Below are 16,027 nucleotides of genomic sequence, written 5' to 3' on the forward strand. Positions count from 1 at the left end.
CGCCTGCCGTCAAGGCCTGCGAGCCGAGGTCACGCGGTAGACGTCGTAGACGCCCTCCACGCCACGCACGGCCTTCAGGACATGCCCCAGGTGCTTGGGATCGCCCATCTCGAAGGTGAATCGGGAGGTGGCGACCCGGTCGCGGGAGGTCTGGACGGCCGCGGAGAGGATGTTGACGTGCTGGTCGGACAGCACCCTCGTGACGTCCGACAGCAGCCGGGAGCGGTCCAGGGCCTCGACCTGGATGGCGACCAGGAAGACCGAGGACTGGGTGGGAGCCCACTCGACCTCGAGGATCCGCTCGGGCTGCTTGGACAGCGAATCGACGTTGACGCAGTCCGCGCGGTGCACCGATACGCCGCTGCCGCGGGTGACGAAGCCGATGATGGGATCGCCCGGCACAGGCGTACAGCAGCGGGCGAGCTTGACCCACACATCGTCGACGCCCTTGACCACGACGCCCGGGTCGGCGCTGGAGCGCCGCTTCGAACGCGGCCTGATCGGCGTCGACTCGGCGATGTCCTCGGTGGCCTCGTCCTGCCCGCCGAGCGCCTGCACCAGCTTCTGCACGACGCTCTGCGCGGTGACGTGGCCCTCGCCGATGGCCGCGTACAGCGAGGAGATGTCGGGGTAGCGCATCTCGTGGGCGAGGGTGACCAGCGAGTCGCCGGTCAGGATCCGCTGGATCGGCAGGTTCTGCTTGCGCATGGCCCGCGCGATGGCGTCCTTGCCCTGCTCGATCGCCTCGTCCCGGCGCTCCTTGGAGAACCAGGCGCGGATCTTGTTGCGGGCGCGCGGGGACTTGACGAAGCCCAGCCAGTCGCGGGACGGCCCGGCGCCGGGCGCCTTGGAGGTGAAGACCTCCACCAGGTCGCCGTTGTCCAGGGTCGATTCGAGCGGTACCAGACGCCCGTTGACCCGTGCTCCTATCGTGCGGTGGCCGACCTCGGTGTGCACCGCGTAGGCGAAGTCCACCGGGGTGGCGCCCGCCGGCAGCGCTATGACGTCGCCCTTCGGCGTGAAGACGAAGACCTCGTTGCGGGAGAGGTCGAAGCGCAGCGATTCGAGGAACTCGCCCGGGTCCTCGGTCTCCTTCTGCCAGTCCAGCAACTGCCGCAGCCAGGCCATGTCGTTGACGGTGTCCTGGCCCGCGCCCTTGCCCGCACCCTTGGGGATGTCCGTACGCACCTTGGAGGCGCCGGCGACGGCCTCCTGCTTGTACTTCCAGTGCGCGGCGATGCCGTACTCGGCGCGGCGGTGCATGTCGAACGTGCGGATCTGCAGCTCGACGGGCTTGCCGTTGGGCCCGATGACCGTCGTGTGGAGCGACTGGTACATGTTGAACTTGGGCATCGCGATGTAGTCCTTGAACCGCCCCGGTACCGGGTTCCACCGGGCGTGGACGGTGCCGAGCGCCGCGTAGCAGTCGCGGACGGTGTCGACGAGGACGCGGATGCCCACCAGGTCGTAGATCTCGGCGAAGTCGCGGCCTCGCACGATCATCTTCTGGTAGACGCTGTAGTAGTGCTTCGGCCGGCCGGTGACCGTGGCCTTGATGCGGGCGGCGCGCAGATCCGCCTGGACCTCGTCGGTCACTATCGCCAGGTACTCATCGCGCTTGGGCGCCCGCTCGGCGACCAGCCGCACGATCTCGTCGTACATCTTGGGGTAGAGGATCGCGAAGGCGAGGTCCTCCAGCTCCCACTTGATGGTGTTCATGCCCAGGCGGTGGGCGAGCGGAGCGTAGATCTCCAGCGTCTCGCGGGCCTTCTTCTCCTGCTTCTCCCGCTTGAGATAGCGCATGGTGCGCATGTTGTGCAGCCGGTCGGCGAGCTTGATGACCAGCACCCGCGGGTCCTTGGCCATCGCGACGACCATCTTGCGGACGGTCTCGGCCTGCGCGGCCTCACCGAACTTGACCTTGTCCAGCTTGGTGACGCCGTCGACGAGCAGCGCGACCTGGTCGCCGAAGTCGCGGCGCAGGGTGTCCAGGCCGTACTCGGTGTCCTCGACGGTGTCGTGCAGCAGGCCCGCCATCAAGGTGGCCGGGTCCATGCCCAGCTCGGCGAGGATCGTGGTCACCGCGAGCGGGTGGGTGATGTACGGGTCGCCGCTCTTGCGCTTCTGGCCGCGGTGCCAGCGCTCGGCGACCTGGTAGGCCCGCTCGATCTGGCGCAGCGTCGCCGCCTCGATCTTGGGGTCGTTGCCGCGCACGATGCGAAGCAGCGGTTCCAGGACCGGGTTGTAGGGGCTGGAGCGCTGGACGCCGAGCCGGGCGAGGCGGGCGCGGACGCGGTTGGGCGATCCGGAGCGGCCGGCCGGGGCGGGCGGCAGTGGCTTGGGGGCCGGAGCCGGTGTCGCGGACGGACCTGCCTTGGCGGGCGGACCGGCCTTGGGCGCCGGGGCCGCGGAGCCCGCCGGGCCGGCTGCGGAGGCGCCCCCGGCGGGGCGGTCCGCGGGAGCCGGGGACGCGGCAGCGGGCCGGTCCGCCGAGGGCCGGGGCGCGGCGGTGCCGTCGGACGCGCTCTGCCGCTCGGGCTTCGGCGTGTCCGAGGCAGCCGCGTCCTGGGGCTTCGGCTCGTCCGGACGCGCGGCGGGGGAATCCGCCGGACGCGGTCCGGGGGAGAGCGGCTGGGCCTCGTCTGGCAAGAGCACTCCTCAAGCGGTTCCGGACCACAAGACCACGAACGGGTCGGGGTGCCATGGTATCGACCTCATGGCCGCGGCTCTCCCGCGGCCATGATTCCGTACATGACACAGCACCAGGGGCACCCGGATTCTTCCGGGTGCCCCTGGTGCCGTGGTGAGCCGGGAGGTCGGCTCAGACCGTGATCAGAGCCTCCAGCGGGGCGCCCTTCAGGCCCGGCTCCAGCCGGGCCCGTCCGGCGAGGAATCCCAGCTCGAGCAGGACCGCGACGCCCGCGACATCGGCGCCCGCGCGGCGGATCAGCTGCAAGGAGGCGTCTGCGGTGCCACCGGTGGCGAGCACGTCGTCTATCACCAGCACCCGGTCCCCCGGGGCCAGCGCATCGGCGTGGATCTCGATCTCGGCGGTGCCGTACTCCAGCGCGTACGTCTGCCCGAGCGTCGCGCCGGGCAGTTTGCCGGCCTTGCGGACCGGGACGAAGCCGATTCCGGCGCGGACCGCGACGGGCGCGGCGAGGATGAACCCGCGGGCTTCGAGGCCCACGACCTTGTCGGCGCGGTACTCCCGGCACAGCTCGACGAACGCGTCGGTCAGCGCGCCGAAGGCAGCCGCGTCGGCCAGCAGCGGGGTGATGTCCTTGAACATCACACCCGGCTGCGGGTAGTCCGGGACGTCCGCGATCCGGCTGAGCAGCAGCTCGCGCAGCTCCGTGGGGGCGCTCATCGGCGCTTGCCCGACGGACGGCCGCGTCCGCGGTTACGGGAAGCGGGCTGGGAGCGCGGTCCGACGACCGCGGTGTCGTCGTCGGATCCGGACGCCCCGGCGGGGTCCGAGTCCTGCGGCTCCTCCGGGCCCGCGCCCTTGGCCGCGGCCGCGGCGCGCTTGGCCCGCACCCGCTTGACCAGCGCCTTCATCTGCGGCTCGCGCTCCTTGAAGTCGGCGACCAGCGGGGTGGCGATGAAGATCGAGGAGTAGGCACCGGCGGCGAGGCCGACGAACAGGGCCAGCGAGATGTCGTTGAGCATGCCCGCGCCGAGCACGCCGCCGCCGACGAAGAGCAGGCCTGCGACGGGCAGCAGCGCCACGACGGTGGTGTTGATGGAGCGCACCAGGGTGCCGTTGATGCTGCGGTTGGCGATCTCGCTGTAAGTGAAGCGGGTCTGCTTGGTGATGTCCTTGGAGGCTTCCTTCAGGCTGTCGAAGACGACGACCGTGTCGTACAAGGAGTAACCGAGAATCGTCAGCAGACCGATGACCGTGCCGGGGGTGACCTCGAAGCCGACCAGGGCGTAGATGCCGACCGTGATCGTGAGGTCGTGGATCAGCGCGATCAGGGCGGCCAGCGCCATACGCCACTCGAAGGCGATGGCGAGGTAGATCACCACGAGGATCATGAAGATCCCCAGGCCCAGCCAGGCCTTGTTGGCGATCTGCTCACCCCAACTCGGGCCGACCAGCTGGGTGTTGACGTCCTTGACCGGGACGTTCAGGTCCTTGGCGAGCTCTTCCTGGACCGGGACGGCCTGCTTGGTGTCCAGGCCGCTGATCTGGATGCGCAGCGAGCCGCCGCCGAGCTTTTGCACCACGGCCTGGCGGCCGCCGGCCGCGGACTCGGCCTTGTGCTGTGCCTCCGAGGCGGACACCGAGGTCTCGGGGGTGGTGAAGACCGCACCACCGGAGAACTCGATGCCCATGTTCAGGCCCCGTACCGCCAGGCCGACGATGGCCGTGATGGTGATGAGGATCGAGATGCCGTACCAGATCTTCCGCTTGCCGATGAAGTCGTAGCCGACCTCGCCGCGGTAGAGCCGGGCGCCGATGTTTCCGAGCTTCGACATCTCACGCCTCCTTCGTCTCGGTGGGGGCGGTACCGCGGCGGCGTCGCAGCGGGGGCTTGGCGCCCAGTCGCTTGGGATCCAGACCGGACCACGGGTGGCCGTCGGCGAAGAACTTCCGCCGGGCCAGCAGCGTCATCAGCGGCTTGGTGAAGAAGAAGACCACGACGACGTCGAGGACGGTGGTCAGGCCGAGCGTGAACGCGAAGCCCTGCACCTTGCCGACGGTGACGATGAACAGCACCGCTGCGGCCAGGAACGACACGAAGTCGGAGACCATGATCGTGCGGCGGGCGCGTGGCCAGCCGCGTTCGACGGCCGGGCGGAGCGTGCGGCCCTCGCGGATCTCGTCCCGGATGCGTTCGAAGTAGACGATGAAGGAGTCGGCGGTGATACCGATGGCGACGATGGCGCCACAGACCGCCGGTAGGTTCAGCGCGAAGCCGATGGCCGGGCCGAGCAGCGTCATGATCGTGTACGTCAGGACCGCCGAGACCGCGAGGCTCGCCAGCGCGACCAGCGCCAGGCCGCGGTAGTAGGCGACCAGATAGATGACGACCAGGGCCAGACCGATCGCGCCGGCGATCAGACCGGCGTGCAGCTGCTCGCCGCCCAGGGCCGCGGTGACCGTGGTCTCGTCGTCGATCTTGAAGGACAGCGGCAGCGCGCCGTAGGACAGCATGTTGCCGAGGTCCTCGGCGGACTGCTGGGTGAAGCCGCCGGAGATGGTGGCGTTACCGCCGTTGAGCTGCTGGCTGACGCGCGGGTCGGAGACCACCGCGCCGTCCAGGACGATCGCGAACTGGTTCTGCGGCTGCGTCTTGGTGGCGAGCTTGCCGGTGATGTCCGCGAACTTCTTGCCTCCGTCGGAGGTGAAGTCCATCTGGACGATCCAGCCCTGGCCCTGCTGGCTGTCGAAGACGGCCTTGGCGTCCTTGACGTCGGTGCCCTCGACGGCGACCGGGCCGAGCGCGTACTTCTGCGAACCGTCGTCCTTGCAGGCGACGATCGTGTCCGTCGGCTTGGAGTTGGCGGCCTGCTGGCCGGCCGTGGCGCGCTTCTCCTTGGTGGAGCAGTCCAGCGCGGCGAGCTGCTTCTGCACGGCGGGCGGGAGGTCCGCGGCGCCACCGGTGGGCGGCACCGGGGGAATGGAGGGCTTGGGCTTGCCGGAGGGGGTCGGCGTGGCGGACGGCGCCTTCTTCAGGGAGTCCGTGACGGCCCTGCCCTGTGTCGTGGCGCTCGCGCCGGGCTGCGGGGAGGAACCGGCGCTCTGCTTGCCGGCGTCCTTGGTGCCCGGACCGACCTTGCTCTTGCCGTCCTCGCCCTTGCCGTTCTTGCCGCCCGGGGAGGGGCTGGCCGAGGGGTCGGGGGTCTTGGCGCCGGCGGTGGTGGTCAACACCGGCCGGAATCCGAGCTGGGCGGTGGTACCGACCTGCTGGCGGGCCTGCTTCGCGTCCGTCCCCTTGGGGATGTTCACGATGATGTGGTTGCTGCCCTGCGTCTGGACCTCGGACTCGGTGACACCGAGGCCGTTGACCCGCCGCTCCATGATGCCGGCGGCGGTGTTCATGTTGGTCTCGTTGATCGCGTTGGGCTTGCCCGGCTGATTCTGGGCCGCCAGCGTGAAGCTGGTGCCACCGGCCAGGTCGATGCCCAGTCGGGGCGTCAGCGTGCCGGAGTAGAACATGCCTCCGACCAGAGCGACCATCGCGATCAGGATCAGGACCAGGGTGCGCCCCGGATGACCCTGGCTCGCGGGCGCCCTGCGGCCCTTCTTCGGTGCTGCCACCTTCTCGTATCTCCCTGTCCAACCACTCGGCTTCGGGTGTCTGCCGAGCGGCCACGAAGTGTTGTGGGGACGTGCCCCCGCCGGAGCCTAGACCGTCCCGGAACCGCGGTGCACCGCTCAGGGGTGCTCCGCGGTTCCGTCCGGGGCGGGACTACTTCGCGTCGGCGCCGCCGGCCTTCTTGTCGTCCTTGGCGGGCTCCGTGTCGCTCTTGGCGGTGTCGGAGTCGGCCTTGGCGGCTTCCTCGGCGGCGGGCTCATCGGCCGCGGCGGCCGGCTCGGCCGGGGTCTCGCCCTTGCCCAGGTCGATCTTGTCGGCCTTGTCGCCCGTCTCGGGGGCGTCGGCGGCGGTGGCGCCGGTCAGCGACGAGGCGTCGTCCGGGACGACCGGCTCGTCGTGGGAGACCGGGTCGGCACCATCGAGAATGCGGTTGTACTCCTCGTCGGGGAGAACCGCGCCAATGGCGTTCTTGGCGTAAATGGCGTGCACGCTGGGAGCAACCTCAAGGAGGACGGTGTCCTCGTGGATTTCCTTGACGGTGGCGTACATGCCGCCGATCGTCCGGACGCCGGTGCCGGGCTGCATTTCATTGCGCATCTGGGCGGCCGCCTGCTGCTTCTTCTTCGCAGAGCGGGTCATCAGGAACATGGCCCCGATGAGGACGATGAAGGGGAGGAGAGTCACGATACTCACGGGACGGAAATCCTTCGCACGACCGCTGATGCGCGGTCTGATATACGGGGGTGGGAATGCCGGTCCATTCGGACGGCATCGGCGGAGTCTAAGCGAGTAGCCACCGGTGGAACAACGCCCAGCATCGCACCGCAGTTCCTGACCCGGCGAGTCTCCGCGCCGTCAGCCTCCGAACAGGCCCTGCTGACCGGTTCCTCCCGATTGTTGCTGCGGCGGGACGAGCCCCAGATGGGCCCAGGCCGCGGGGGTGGCGATCCGGCCACGGGGCGTACGGGCGAGCAGGCCCTCGCGCACCAGAAAGGGCTCGGCGACCTCCTCGACCGTCTCGCGCTCCTCCCCCACCGCGACGGCCAGCGTCGACAGCCCGACCGGGCCGCCGCCGAACAGCTTGAGCAGGGCCGTCAGCACGGCACGGTCCAGGCGGTCCAGGCCGCGCTCGTCGACCTCGTAGACGCCCAGGGCCTGCGAGGCGATCTCGCGGGTGATCACGCCGTCGGCCTTGACCTGGGCGTAGTCACGGACGCGGCGCAGCAGGCGGTTGGCGATACGCGGGGTGCCGCGGGAGCGGCCGGCGATCTCGGCGGCGCCGTCGGCCTCTATGTGGACGTCCAGCAGGCCGGCCGAGCGGTGGATGACCCGCTCCAGCTCGACGGGGGCGTAGAACTCCATGTGGCCGGTGAAGCCGAAGCGGTCGCGCAGCGGGGGCGGCAGCAGGCCGGCCCGAGTGGTGGCGCCGACCAGGGTGAAGGGCGGGAGCTCCAGGGGGATGGCGGTGGCGCCCGGGCCCTTGCCGACGATCACGTCGACGCGGAAGTCCTCCATCGCCATGTAGAGCATTTCCTCGGCGGGCCGGGACATCCGGTGGATCTCGTCCAGGAAGAGGACCTCGCCCTCCTGGAGGGAGGAGAGGATCGCGGCGAGATCTCCGGCGTGCTGGATGGCGGGGCCGGAGGTGATGCGGATCGGGGCGCCCATCTCGGCCGCGATGATCATGGAGAGGGTGGTCTTGCCGAGCCCCGGGGCTCCGGACAGCAGGACGTGGTCGGCGGTGGCGCCCCGCGCGCGGGCCGCCCGCAGCACCAGGTCGAGCTGTTCGCGCACCCGCTCCTGGCCCACGAATTCTTCGAGGTCCTTGGGCCGCAGAGCGGCCTCGACAGCGGTGTCCTCGCCGTCGGCGTCCGCCCCGACGAGCCGGTCGGCCGCGCCGGTGGCGGCGTCGGCGGCGATGTCATCGGCGGCGGACGGTGCGGTGTCGTCCCAGTTCACTACGGATTGCCTCGCGGGGTCGGGGCGGCCGGGCCGCCTGCGTGGTGATGCGGTCGGGGGCCTGGAGTCGCGGCGGCGCCGGGCCGGCCGCGACGGACCGCCGGACCCCGGGAGGCGCGGCTCACCGCGCCCGGTTCAAGGTCTGCAGGGCGGCCTTGAGGAGCTGCGGCACCTGGGGCTGCCCCCCGTCGGCGACCGCCGCGTCGGCCTGCGGGGCGACCGCGGCGACGGCTTCTTCCGCCTCCCGGGTGGCGTAGCCGAGGCCGATCAGCGCGGCGTGCAGCTGGTCGCGCCAGCCGGCCGTGACGGCGCTGCCGACGCCGGCGCGGGCGGTGCCCACCGGCGCGCCGAGGCGGTCCTTCAGCTCCAGGAGCAGCTTCTGCGCGCCCTTCTTGCCGATGCCGGGCACCGCGGTGAGCGTCTTCTCGTCGCCGGTGGAAACGGCCAGGCGCAGGGTGTCAGGGGAGTGCACGGCCAGCATGGCCTGGGCGAGCCGGGGGCCGACGCCGCTGGCGGTCTGCAGCAGCTCGAAGGTCTGCCGTTCGTCGTCGTCGGCGAAGCCGTAGAGGGTGAGGGAGTCCTCCCGCACGACGAGGGAGGTGGCGAGCTTGGCCTGCTGGCCGATGCGCAGCCCGGACAGGGTGTTCGGGGTGCACTGCACGGCCATGCCGACACCGCCGACCTCGACGACGGCGGTGTCCGGGGCGAGGGCCGCGACCGGGCCGGAGACGAAGGCGATCATCGGGTGCCCTTCTGGGGTGCCACCCGGCGCGGGCCGGGGGACGGGAGGGAGGCGGGGGCGGCGCGGCGGGCCGCGGCATGCGCCTGCTGGAGGCGGTTGACCGCGGGGGCGCGCCAGATGTGGCAGATGGCCAGGGCGAGAGCATCGGCCGCGTCGGCCGGCTTCGGTGGTGCGTCGAGCCGCAGCAGGCGCGTCACCATGGCGCCGACCTGGGCCTTGTCGGCCCGGCCCGAGCCGGTGACGGCTGCCTTGACCTCACTGGGGGTGTGCAGCGCGACCGGCAGTCCGCGGCGGGCGGCGCACAGCATGGCGACCGCGCTGGCCTGGGCGGTGCCCATGACCGTACGGACGTTGTGCTGGCTGAACACCCGCTCCACGGCGACGAATTCGGGCCGGTGCTCATCGAGCCATGCGTCGATGCCGCGCTCGATCAGGACGAGTCGGTGCGCGATGTCGGCGTCCGCCGGGGTCCGGACGACACCGACGCCGACCATGCTCAGCGGGCGGCCCGCGACGCCGTCCACCACGCCGACTCCGCAGCGCGTCAGCCCCGGGTCCACGCCAAGAACCTTCATCGGGCCCCTCCCCTCCGGCTCGACCATGTGTTCCTGCAGGCTATCGGCTGCCACTGACAATGCGACGGGCCGGCGGGGTGTGTCCCGCCGGCCCGTCGCACCGCGCAACGCTCAACAACCGAAACCGAAACCGAAACCGAAAAAACGAGGTATCACCGCGGCCGGTGGCCAACTCCGCGTGTGCGGTGCCGGTTCGGCCGGGCGGAGCCGTCAGGCGTCAGGCGTCGACCTTGGCCATGACGTCGTCGGAGACATCGAAGTTGGCGAAGACGTTCTGCACGTCGTCGCTGTCCTCCAGCGCGTCGATCAGCTTGAAGATCTTGCGCGCGCCTTCCTCTTCGAGCTCGACCTGCATGGTCGGGACGAAGTTGGCGTCGGCCGAGTCGTAGTCGATGCCGGCGTCCTGGAGCGCGGTGCGCACCGCGACCAGGTCGGTGGCCTCGCTGAGCACCTCGAAGGTGTCACCGAGGTCGTTGACCTCTTCGGCGCCCGCGTCCAGGACCGCGCCGAGCACGTCGTCCTCGGTCAGCTCACCCTTGGGGACGATCACCACGCCCTTGCGGTTGAACAGGTAGGACACCGAGCCCGGGTCGGCCATCGAACCGCCGTTGCGGGTCATCGCGACCCGGACGTCGGAGGCCGCGCGGTTGCGGTTGTCGGTGAGGCACTCGATGAGCACCGCGACGCCGTTGGGGCCGTAGCCCTCGTACATGATGGTTTCGTAGTCGGCGCCGCCCGCCTCAAGACCCGCACCGCGCTTGAGCGCGCTGTCGATGTTCTTGTTGGGCACCGAGCTCTTCTTGGCCTTCTGGATGGCGTCGAAGAGCGTCGGGTTGCCGTCCACGTCGGCGCCGCCGGTGCGGGCCGCGACCTCGATGTTCTTGATCAGCTTCGCGAAGAGCTTGCCGCGCTTGGCATCGATCACGGCCTTCTTGTGCTTCGTCGTAGCCCATTTAGAGTGGCCGGACATCCGCCTGTCTCCTTCGCGTAACCAATTGAGAAACGAACGCCTGAGATCCTACCGGGACGGCGCCGGGCCGCATTACGCGCCGCCCGTCGCCGTCACCGCCCCGGGATCAGCGCTCCGCGCGCCTCACCATATCGACGAAGAACGCGTGAACGCGGTGGTCGCCGGTGAGTTCCGGGTGGAAAGACGTGGCAAGGACGTTACCCTGCCGGACCGCCACGGTGTGGCCGCCGTACGTCGCGAGGACCTCCGCGGACGCGCCGACCGACTCGACCCACGGCGCCCGGATGAAGACGCCGTCGACCGGCCCGCCGGGAATACCGGCCATGTCCACAGCCGCCTCGAAGGACTCGTTCTGCCGCCCGAAGGCGTTACGGCGCACGATCATGTCGACGCCGCCGAGCGTCTCCTGGTCCTCGCGGCCGTCCAGCAGCTTGTCCGCGACCATGATCATGCCGGCGCAGGTGCCGTAGACCGGCTTGCCGGCCCGGACGAACGCCCGGAGCGGCTCCAGCATGTCGAAGACGACGGCAAGCTTGGACATGGTGGTGGACTCGCCGCCCGGGATGACCAGGCCGTCGAGCCCCTCCAGCTCCTCGGCACGGCGCACCGGCCGCGCCAGGGCGTCCGACTCCGCGAGCGCCGTGAGGTGCTCGCGGACGTCGCCCTGGAGGGCCAGTACTCCGATGGTGGGGGTGGTCATGGACGCCCTACCAGCCGCGGTTGGCGTAGCGCTCGGACTCGGGGAGGGTGTCGCAGTTGATGCCGACCATGGCCTCGCCCAGGTCGCGGGAGGCGTCCGCGATGACCTTCGGGTCGTCGTAGAAGGTGGTGGCCTTCACGATCGCGGCGGCGCGCTTGGCCGGGTCGCCGGACTTGAAGATGCCGGAGCCCACGAACACGCCCTCGGCGCCGAGCTGGCGCATCAGGGCCGCGTCGGCCGGGGTCGCCACGCCACCGGCGGAGAACAGCACGACCGGCAGCTTGCCCAGTTCGGCGACCTCCTTGACCAGCTCGTACGGCGCACGCAGGTCCTTGGCGGCGGCGAACAGCTCGTTGTTGTCGTAGCCGCGCAGCCGGGCGATCTCGCCCTTGATCTGGCGCAGGTGGCGGACGGCCTCGACGACGTTGCCGGTGCCGGCCTCGCCCTTGGAGCGGATCATGGCCGCGCCCTCGGCGATGCGGCGCAGGGCCTCACCGAGGTTGGTGGCGCCACAGACGAAGGGGGTGGTGAACGCCCACTTGTCGGAGTGGTTGACCTCGTCGGCCGGGGTGAGCACCTCGGACTCGTCGATGTAGTCGACGCCGAGCGACTGCAGGACCTGGGCCTCGACGAAGTGGCCGATGCGGGACTTGGCCATCACCGGGATGGAGACGGCGTTGATGATGCCGTCGATCATGTCCGGGTCGGACATGCGGGCCACGCCGCCGTCCTTGCGGATGTCGGCCGGGACCCGCTCCAGGGCCATGACGGCGACGGCGCCGGCGTCCTCGGCGATCTTCGCCTCTTCCGGCGTGACGACGTCCATGATCACGCCACCCTTGAGCTGCTCGGCCATCCCGCGCTTGACGCGCGCGGTTCCGGTCTCGGGGTGCTGGGGCGTGGTGGGCGTGCTGGACACGGTGGACCTCACTCAGTGCGGGTGGTTTTACGTTGCCGCCCACACAACCCTTTGCGAGTGGCCTGCGAAAAGGGCCAATTAGAGGTCAGTGGCTCGTTACGGCCGGCGACGCCGCGCGGCCGGCCACGGTCAGTTTCCGCCCGAGCGGTCGTCGAGCACCGCGGGTGGCTCGTCGTCCATCTCGAAGGCCAGCGGGAACGGCGCGTGGCCCGCCAGCCGCAGATAGCGCACCACCCGGTGACGGCGCACCGCGCGCGCGGCCCGTACGGCGTCGTTGTGGAACCGGCGCGCCATCGGCACGCGGCGGACCGCCGCGGTCAGCTCGGCGACCGTCTGCTCGCCGCCGGGGGCCTCTCGTACGGCCTCCAGCTGGGCTTCCTCGGCGAAGATGGCGCGCAGCGCCTGGCTCAGCTCGCTTTCCGCGACCTCGCGGTGGTCCTCCTCGGCCTGCCTGGCCTCGTGCGCCGCCTGGTAGAGCACGATGGAAGCGGCGGGGTCGAGCACACCCGAGGTGCCCACCTCCTGGGCGACCGAGGCCCGCCGGAGCAGTTGGGCGTCGAGGGCCGCCCTGGCCGCGTCGATCCGTGCGTGCAGGCGGTCGAGGCGTCCGGCGGTCCAGCTCAGATAGACGCCGATGAGGACGACCGCGGCCGCGATCCAGATGAAGGTGGTCACGCCGGGTCACAGTACCGGCCGCCGCGGCGCCCGCCGCACCGGTCGTCGCTCACTCCTTGGCCAGGCCCCAGCGGGCCCGCAGCCCCACCCGCTCGTCGGTGGCCACCGAGGCGGCGCCGTCGGTGACCGTCTCGTACACCGCGAGGATGTCGGCGCCGACCGTCGACCAGTCGAAGCGGCGGACGTGCTTGCTGCCGCGTGCGCGCAGCTCGGCCAGCCGCTCGGGGTCGGCGAGCAGGCGTACGGCGGCGGCGGCGAGGTCGTCCGCGTCCTCGTTGGCGAAGAGCTCTCCCGCCTCGCCCTGGTCAAGGACCTGGGCGAACGCGTCGAGGTCGCTGGCCAGGACCGGGGCACCGGCCGACATGGCCTCGACGAGAATGATGCCGAAGGACTCGCCGCCGGTGTTGGGTGCGACGTACAGATCGACGCTGCGCAGCAGCCGGGCCTTGTCCTCGTCGGTGACCATGCCGAGGAACTCCACCCGGGAGCGCATCTCGGCGGGCAGGGCGGCGACCGCCTCCTCCTCGTCGCCGCGGCCGGCCACCAGCAGCCGGGCGTCCGGCACCTCGGCGAGGATCGCGGGCAGCGCCTTCATCAGGACCGGCAGGCCCTTGCGCGGCTCGTCGATCCGGCCGATGAAGCCGATCGTGCGCGCGCCGCTCCCGCCGGGCCCCGCGTCCGCGCCACCCTCGGGGGCGGACTGCCACTCGGCCTTCGGCTCGGCCCGCGCGAAGAAGTCGACGTCGACGCCGTTGGGGATGACCACGGCGTCGCCGCCGAGGTGCTCGACGAGGGTGCGGCGGGCGTACTCGCTCACCGCGATCCGGGCGCTGATCTTCTCCAGCGCGGGCTGCAGGATCGGGTACGCGGCGATCATCGCCCGCGAGCGCGGGTTGGAGGTGTGGAACGTCGCCACGATCGGTCCCTGGGCCGCCCAGCAGGAGAGCAGCCCCAGGGACGGCGAGGCCGGCTCGTGGATGTGGATGACGTCGAAGGCGCCGTTCTGCAGCCAGCGGCGTACCCGGGCCGCGGAGAGGAAGCCGAAGTTCAGCCGGGCGACCGAGCCGTTGTAGGGCACCGGGACGGCGCGACCCGCGGAGACGACGTACGGCGGCAGCGGTTTGTCGTCGTCGGCGGGAGCCAGGACGGAGACGTCGTGGCCGAGCCGGATCAGATGTTCGGCGAGGTCCCTGATGTGGAACTGGACGCCGCCGGGGACGTCCCAGGAATAGGGGCAGACGATGCCGATTCTCACGCCTTCTCCGTTTCCGCGGCGTCGCCGTGGGCAGCGGGAGGGGCGTCGGACGGCGGGCCTGCCGGGTCGCCCGGGGTGGGGCCGCCAGGGGCCGCCGCGCCTCCGTCGGTCTCCTCGCGGGGCTCCAGGTCGGCGAGCCAGAGGCGCTGGAGCATGTGCCAGTCCGCCGGGTGTTCGGCGATCCCGGAGGCGAACGCGTCGGCGAGGGCCTGGGTCATCGCCGCGGCCTTCTCCGTGCGGGTGCCGGTCTCGGGCACCTCGATCTCCGGGTGGACCCTGCCCCGCATGGTCGGGGTCCGGTCGTACCAGAGCGTGACGGGCAGGAGCATCGCTCCGGTCTGCAGGGCGAGCATCGCGGGGCCCGCCGGCATCTTGGCCGCCTCGCCGAAGAACTTGACCTCCAGGCCCGAGCTGGACAGGTCGCGGTCGGCGACCAGGCAGACCAGGCCGCCGGCGCGCAGCCGCCGCGCCAGGGTGCCGAAGGCGGCCCCGCCGGTGTGCGGAAGCACCTCCATGCCCAGTCCCTCGCGGTAGGCGACGAAGCGGTCGTAGAGGGATTCCGGCTTGAGGCGTTCGGCGACGGTGGTGAAGGGGACGCCGAGCTTGGTGGTGACCCAGACGCCCGCGAGGTCGTAGTTGCCCATGTGGGGCAGCGCGAGGACGACGCCCCGGCCGCTCTTGAGCCCCTCCTCCAGGTAGTGCACGTCCTGGGGAGTGAAACCGGCCTTTATCCGCTGCTCGCTCCAGGCGGGCAGCCGGAAGGACTCCATCCAGTAGCGCAGATAGGCGCGCATCCCGGCCCGGGACAGCTCCCGGAGGCGTTCGGGCGAGGCATCCGGCACCACGCGGGCGAGGTTGGACTCCAGGCGTAGGACGCCCTTGCCGCGGCGCTTCCAGGCCAGGTCGGCGATCTGCCTGCCGAGCCGCACGGCGACGCCTTCCGGCAGCTTCTTGACCGTGCTCCAGCCCAGGCCGTAGAGCCCGTCGGTCAGCTTGTCGATGTCCAGCCCCAGCAGCCCGCTCCGCGCCGTGCGGCCGGCGCTTCGGCCGTCTTCCGTTCCCTCTTCACGGCTCATGCGCCGCTCCCCCCTTGGGCGATTCCGTCGGCCTCGGCCGATTCACGGCGCACCGTCACCACGCGCTGGGCGAGGGTGACAGCGCTGCCGACGCCGACGATCCACAGGGCGATCGGCAGCAGGATGTCGATACCGGGCACGCCGAAGGCGTGCAACCCGGACAGTCCGCACGCGACCAGCGTGATGACCAGTCGCTCGGCCCGCTCCACCAGGCCGTTGACGTTCACCGGCAGCCCGATGGCCTCCCCGCGCGCCTTGGTGTAGGAGACCACCTGGCCGCTGGCGAGGCAGAAGATCGCCATCGCGCAGAGCATCAGGCTGTCGCCCCGCCCGGCGTACCAGAGGGCGAGTCCGCCGAAGACGGCGGAGTCGGCGACCCGGTCGAGGGTGGAGTCGAGGAAGGCGCCCCAGCGGCTGGAGCGGCCGAGCTGCCGCGCCATGTTGCCGTCGACCAGGTCCGAGAAGACGAACAGGGTGATGACGATCGTGCCCCAGAAGAACTCGCCCAGCGGGAAGAAGATCAGGGCGCCGGCCACCACGCCGCCGGTTCCCACCAGGGTGACCGCGTCCGGGCTGACCCCGAGGCGGATGAGCAGGGCGGCGAACGGCGTGAGAACACGCGTGAAGAACGCACGCGCGTACTTGTTCAGCATGGCCTTCCCGGAGGGTCGATGCGGGCCGTGCGGTCAAAAGGGGCCACCGGCTGGCCCATCGTAGCCAGGCGCTCCCCGGCAGCCGTCAATGCGTCACGGCGTGGGGCGCAAGCCAGGGCTCGCAGGCATCGACGCGCGCCCCCAGGTGCACCCATGAGCCCGTCGACCCTGCTCCCGGGCCCTTTTTTCGCAAGATCACCGCTCAGCTCCCCGACCGCCCCCTTGCGCCACGTA

The 16,027-nt window shown here is 71.0% G+C and carries 15 protein-coding genes; all 15 read right to left on the reverse strand.

Translation table 11 applies throughout. From position 1 onward, the window contains the following. Positions 1 to 9: 9 nt before the first annotated feature. Entirely contained in the window at positions 10 to 2,649 is a 2,640-nt protein-coding gene (locus ACGFZW_RS18655; RefSeq protein WP_393894225.1) for a RelA/SpoT family protein, read from the reverse strand. Between the two features lie 172 nt (positions 2,650 to 2,821). Beyond that, positions 2,822 to 3,370, reverse strand: a complete 549-nt coding sequence (locus ACGFZW_RS18660; protein WP_393894226.1) for an adenine phosphoribosyltransferase — start codon at positions 3,368 to 3,370, stop codon at positions 2,822 to 2,824. Beyond that, positions 3,367 to 4,485 carry a protein translocase subunit SecF gene (gene secF / locus ACGFZW_RS18665; protein WP_393894227.1) on the reverse strand — a complete coding sequence of 373 codons (1,119 nt, stop codon included), beginning with the start codon at positions 4,483 to 4,485 and terminating at the stop codon, positions 3,367 to 3,369. The genes ACGFZW_RS18660 and secF overlap by 4 nt, the downstream gene beginning before the upstream one ends. A 1-nt stretch (position 4,486) precedes the next feature. Further along, positions 4,487 to 6,271, reverse strand: coding sequence for a protein translocase subunit SecD (secD, locus tag ACGFZW_RS18670; RefSeq protein ID WP_393894228.1), 1,785 nt, complete (start codon positions 6,269 to 6,271; stop codon positions 4,487 to 4,489). 151 nt (positions 6,272 to 6,422) lie between these two features. After that, the gene (yajC, locus tag ACGFZW_RS18675) at positions 6,423 to 6,962 is read right to left on the reverse strand and encodes a preprotein translocase subunit YajC (protein WP_393894229.1); all 540 of its coding nucleotides are present in this window, start codon (positions 6,960 to 6,962) and stop codon (positions 6,423 to 6,425) included. Between the two features lie 162 nt (positions 6,963 to 7,124). Continuing rightward, positions 7,125 to 8,228: a Holliday junction branch migration DNA helicase RuvB gene (ruvB, locus tag ACGFZW_RS18680; protein WP_393894230.1), complete on the reverse strand. Its 1,104-nt coding sequence runs from the start codon at positions 8,226 to 8,228 to the stop codon at positions 7,125 to 7,127. A 121-nt stretch (positions 8,229 to 8,349) separates the two neighbouring features. Further along, entirely contained in the window at positions 8,350 to 8,970 is a 621-nt protein-coding gene (gene ruvA / locus ACGFZW_RS18685; protein WP_393894231.1) for a Holliday junction branch migration protein RuvA, read from the reverse strand. Beyond that, complete coding sequence (ruvC, locus tag ACGFZW_RS18690; RefSeq protein WP_393894232.1) at positions 8,967 to 9,545, reverse strand: crossover junction endodeoxyribonuclease RuvC; 579 nt, start codon at positions 9,543 to 9,545, stop codon at positions 8,967 to 8,969. The genes ruvA and ruvC overlap by 4 nt, the downstream gene beginning before the upstream one ends. A 217-nt stretch (positions 9,546 to 9,762) precedes the next feature. Further along, positions 9,763 to 10,515, reverse strand: a complete 753-nt coding sequence (locus ACGFZW_RS18695) for a YebC/PmpR family DNA-binding transcriptional regulator (RefSeq protein WP_393894233.1) — start codon at positions 10,513 to 10,515, stop codon at positions 9,763 to 9,765. Positions 10,516 to 10,621: 106 nt separating this feature from the next. After that, positions 10,622 to 11,215 (reverse strand): pyridoxal 5'-phosphate synthase glutaminase subunit PdxT, encoded by a 594-nt coding sequence (gene pdxT, locus ACGFZW_RS18700; RefSeq protein ID WP_393894234.1) that lies wholly within the window; start codon positions 11,213 to 11,215, stop codon positions 10,622 to 10,624. Positions 11,216 to 11,222: 7 nt separating this feature from the next. Beyond that, a complete protein-coding gene (gene pdxS, locus ACGFZW_RS18705) occupies positions 11,223 to 12,134 on the reverse strand; it encodes a pyridoxal 5'-phosphate synthase lyase subunit PdxS (RefSeq protein ID WP_393894235.1) in 912 nt (303 codons plus the stop codon). Positions 12,135 to 12,263: 129 nt separating this feature from the next. Next, on the reverse strand, positions 12,264 to 12,809 hold the full coding sequence (locus tag ACGFZW_RS18710) for a hypothetical protein (RefSeq protein ID WP_393894236.1): 546 nt from the start codon (positions 12,807 to 12,809) through the stop codon (positions 12,264 to 12,266). A gap of 49 nt (positions 12,810 to 12,858) precedes the next feature. Continuing rightward, positions 12,859 to 14,064 carry a glycosyltransferase family 4 protein gene (locus ACGFZW_RS18715; RefSeq protein ID WP_393894237.1) on the reverse strand — a complete coding sequence of 402 codons (1,206 nt, stop codon included), beginning with the start codon at positions 14,062 to 14,064 and terminating at the stop codon, positions 12,859 to 12,861. Further along, a complete protein-coding gene (locus tag ACGFZW_RS18720) occupies positions 14,061 to 15,140 on the reverse strand; it encodes a phosphatidylinositol mannoside acyltransferase (RefSeq protein ID WP_393894238.1) in 1,080 nt (359 codons plus the stop codon). Before ACGFZW_RS18720 ends, ACGFZW_RS18715 begins: the two co-directional genes overlap by 4 nt. After that, the gene (pgsA, locus tag ACGFZW_RS18725; protein WP_393894239.1) at positions 15,137 to 15,793 is read right to left on the reverse strand and encodes a phosphatidylinositol phosphate synthase; all 657 of its coding nucleotides are present in this window, start codon (positions 15,791 to 15,793) and stop codon (positions 15,137 to 15,139) included. Before pgsA ends, ACGFZW_RS18720 begins: the two co-directional genes overlap by 4 nt. Between the last annotated feature and the right edge of the window lie 234 nt (positions 15,794 to 16,027).

The organism is Streptomyces sp. NPDC048248 (assembly GCF_043201875.1).
Classification (GTDB): Bacteria; Actinomycetota; Actinomycetes; order Streptomycetales; family Streptomycetaceae; genus Streptomyces.